The organism is Geomonas sp. (genome assembly GCF_056994735.1).
In genome coordinates this window covers 1-3,058 of sequence record NZ_JBXKJL010000212.1, presented here as the reverse complement: position 1 = coordinate 3,058, position 3,058 = coordinate 1, and the positions used below count along the sequence as shown (strand labels likewise).

Sequence of the window (3,058 nt, the reverse complement as noted above, 5' to 3'; positions counted from 1 at the left end):
GGCGCCGACCTGATCCTGACCTATCACTCGAAGGAAGTGGCGAAGCTCCTCAAAAAGGGATACGAAGCATCCTTCCTCGAGCGCTCCAGCTGCGGCTGCGGCTGCAAATGAAATAACAGGCAAAAATGGAAAAGGAAAAGGCCCGCGCGAAACGGGCCTTTTCCTTTTACTGATTAGCGCCAATCTTCCACTACGAGATTGTCATCCCCGAATGCCCTTGTCGGGGATCCAGATTTCACGTCGTTTAGGAGCTGGATTCCCGATCAGAATCGCTTCGGGAATGACAGTTTTGGAAGCTGGCTGAAGATTGGTACTAATCAGGTTCCTTTTTGTGTCAACCGGGGAGTCACGACCCGATAAAGATTTTCCTCCGGCTCCACCGCGCCTTCCCCGGCGTCCCCTGTGCCGATGCTCTCAGGCCCTGATCATGACCAGGAGCATCTTGAAGCGCTTCACGGCTCGCAGTGAATGCGGCTTGTTCGCCGGCATGATCACTATCTCCCCTGCTGCTACTGTCTGTACCTTTCCCTCGATGTTTATCTCGGCCTCACCGTCCAATATCTGGACGAATGCATCATAGGGCGCAGTGTGCTCGCTCAATCCTTCTTCTGCGTCAAAAGCAAACGCTGTGATTGTGCCGACGGGTTTGTCAACCACTGTCCTGCTGACTACGGCTCCATCCTGATATCCGGCGAGGTTTGCCAAATTGAGTTTCTCGCCCGTTGCCACCCCTTTTTTCTCTGGCATATCGTCCCTCCCTCTCTCAAATAGCGCTCTCTGTGATAGTAACTTTACCGCCTTGAGCCAGTCTATCAATTGATGGAAGTCAACTAAATGGTAAAATCTAGGCCATGCCCAAACCCTTTCGCTACCTTGAGCCGACATTCTTCGCCGGATTGTTTGACGATCCCTTGCTGCTGGTCCGCGTCCGGCCGACAGGGCGGGCTATCCTCTTCGACTGCGGCAAGATGCACCATCTCGCCAAAAGGGTCTATACCTCCATCGACGCCATCTTCATAAGCCATGCCCACATGGACCACTTCATGGGAATGGACAGCGTCATCCGACACAGCCACGCCTCTCCCCGCACTGTCGACGTCTTCGGCCCCCCCGGCCTAGCCGCTCGCATGGGCAACAAATTCGCCTGTTATGACTGGAACCTGGCCGAAACCTTCTGGGGAAACTTTCGGGTAGGTGAAGTCCTTGACGGGCGCATCGCGAGCACGCTCTACAGCGGGCCCGAGGCCTTCGCGGCCAAAAGGGAAGGAGAACGGAGCGGGGAAATCTACGGGAACCGCTTCCTCACGGTGAGGAGCACGGCCTGCGAGCACAGGATCCCCGTCCTCTCCTACAGAATCGATGAAGGGGCCGCATTCGCGGTGGATGACGGCCGCATGGCCGATGCCGGGGTCATGAAAGGGGAATGGCTGAAGGAACTGGAGAAGCTTTTCCACACGGGGACGCTGGAAGGCTCGCCCATAACCTATCCTGCACGGAGTGGCGAGACCGTCGAAGAGCGCCACGAGCCTGACGCCGGGGAGCTGTATCGGCGGATCACGAAAGTGGAGGCCCCTGCCAGCATAGGTTACGTTACCGATATCGGCTATTCCGAGGAGAACATGGAGAAGTTGGCGGCGCTCCAGGAGGGGGTGACGCTGCTGATCTGCGAGTGCGCCTTCCTGGCGGCAGAGCGGAAGAAGGCTGGTCTTTCCCGGCATCTTTGTACCACCGAGCTCAACACCCTGCTCGACCGTCTGCGGCCGCGCTATGTGCTTCCCATGCACCTGTCCAAGATCTACCAGAGGGGGAGCGCGCCCTTGTACGACGAAATCGAGCCCCCGCCCGGCGTCACCGTGCTGAAGATCCCGGACCGTCTAACCCCCCGCCCCATCATGGAGAGCGAGGTGCCGAAGCCGATAGAACTTCAGACACGGTGAATGGTGAATGGTGAATGGCGCTTCAGCCCGTGGGGAGGGTGGGGATGGGGCTTGATCAGGAAGGCGGTTTTCTGCTACAAACGTGCCTATGAAAAAAACAAGCTCACATGATGCACCGGTAGTTTACTCCTCGGAATTCGGCAGGATGTGCCCGGGCTGTGGCAAGCCTGCCAAGGACTGCGTCTGCAAGAAAAGCTCCGCACCCGCCGGCGACGGGATTGTCAGGATCAGGCGGGAGAGCAAGGGGCGCGGTGGCAAGACCGTCATGGTGATCACCGGAGTTCCGCTCGACGCTTCCGCCCTGACCTCGCTGGCTGGTGAGCTGAAACGCCGGTGCGGCTGCGGCGGAACCGCAAAAGACGGCGTTATCGAGATCCAGGGAGATCATGGGGAGCTGCTCTTGGCGGAACTCGCGAAGCGCGGTTACAAGGCCAAACGAGCCGGCGGTTGAGCCCTTTATTCCACCAGAAACGTCTTCCCTCCCACTTCGACGCGGTCGCCAGGCCGGAGCTTCCTGCCGCGCCGCAGCTCCACCTCGCCGTTGACGGATACCATCCCCTCCGAAATGATGATCTTCGCCTCACCCCCCGAGGTCACCGCGTCAACTGCCTTCAAAAAACTGTCCAGCTTGATAAATTCCGTGTCTATCTTCATGCATCCTCCGCTTTCTAGCTTCTGCCCTAATGGGGCGGTTGAACTTATCATGTTTTTTTGCTAAAAAAGAGACATTTCGTAAAGGAGACCTTCATGTATACCACCAATGATTTCAAAAAGGGCCTTGTCATCCAGCTCGATGGCGCCCCATGCCTGATTGTAGACGTCACCTGGCAGTCCCCTTCCGCCCGTGGGGCCAACACCATGGTGAAGACCAAGTACCGCAACCTGATCACCGCCCAGGTGCTGGAGAAGACCTTCCGCTCCGGCGACAAGGTGGACGAGGCTGACTTCGAGCGGCACAAGGGGCAGTTCCTCTACGCCGACGGTGGGCGCGGCATCTTCATGGACCTCGAGACCTACGAGCAGTTCGAGATGGACGAGGAGGCATTCTCCTCAATCGCCCCCTTCCTTCTGGACGGGACCGAAGTTCAACTCGGCATCTTCCAGGAGCGGATGGTCAACGT

The 3,058-nt window shown here is 57.9% G+C and carries 5 protein-coding genes; 3 read left to right on the top strand and 2 right to left on the bottom strand.

Going from position 1 to position 3,058, the window contains the following annotated elements; all coding sequences use genetic code 11:
• Positions 1 to 414 precede the first annotated feature (414 nt).
• Positions 415 to 747 carry a cupin domain-containing protein gene (locus AC11W3_RS09120; RefSeq protein WP_484092892.1) on the bottom strand — a complete coding sequence of 111 codons (333 nt, stop codon included), beginning with the start codon at positions 745 to 747 and terminating at the stop codon, positions 415 to 417.
• 104 nt (positions 748 to 851) lie between these two features.
• On the opposite strand from AC11W3_RS09120, the gene AC11W3_RS09115 reads away from it, so the two are divergent.
• On the top strand, positions 852 to 1,937 hold the full coding sequence (locus tag AC11W3_RS09115) for a ribonuclease Z (RefSeq protein ID WP_484092891.1): 1,086 nt from the start codon (positions 852 to 854) through the stop codon (positions 1,935 to 1,937).
• A gap of 88 nt (positions 1,938 to 2,025) precedes the next feature.
• Positions 2,026 to 2,388, top strand: a complete 363-nt coding sequence (locus tag AC11W3_RS09110) for a translation initiation factor Sui1 (protein ID WP_484089483.1) — start codon at positions 2,026 to 2,028, stop codon at positions 2,386 to 2,388.
• Positions 2,389 to 2,393: 5 nt separating this feature from the next.
• On the opposite strand, the gene yaaA is transcribed toward AC11W3_RS09110, so the two are convergent.
• Positions 2,394 to 2,591 (bottom strand): S4 domain-containing protein YaaA, encoded by a 198-nt coding sequence (gene yaaA / locus AC11W3_RS09105; RefSeq protein WP_484089484.1) that lies wholly within the window; start codon positions 2,589 to 2,591, stop codon positions 2,394 to 2,396.
• A 93-nt stretch (positions 2,592 to 2,684) separates the two neighbouring features.
• Here yaaA and AC11W3_RS09100 point away from each other — a divergent pair.
• Positions 2,685 to 3,058: elongation factor P (locus AC11W3_RS09100; protein ID WP_484092890.1), on the top strand; the 374-nt coding region annotated here is incomplete at its 3' end.

Coding starts and splice junctions, on each gene's coding strand:
- AC11W3_RS09115 (WP_484092891.1), top strand. CDS start 852: ATGCCCAAACCCTTTCGCTACCTTGAGCCGACATTCTTCGCCGGATTG.
- AC11W3_RS09120 (WP_484092892.1), bottom strand. CDS start 747: ATGCCAGAGAAAAAAGGGGTGGCAACGGGCGAGAAACTCAATTTGGCA.
- AC11W3_RS09110 (WP_484089483.1), top strand. CDS start 2,026: ATGAAAAAAACAAGCTCACATGATGCACCGGTAGTTTACTCCTCGGAA.
- yaaA (WP_484089484.1), bottom strand. CDS start 2,591: ATGAAGATAGACACGGAATTTATCAAGCTGGACAGTTTTTTGAAGGCA.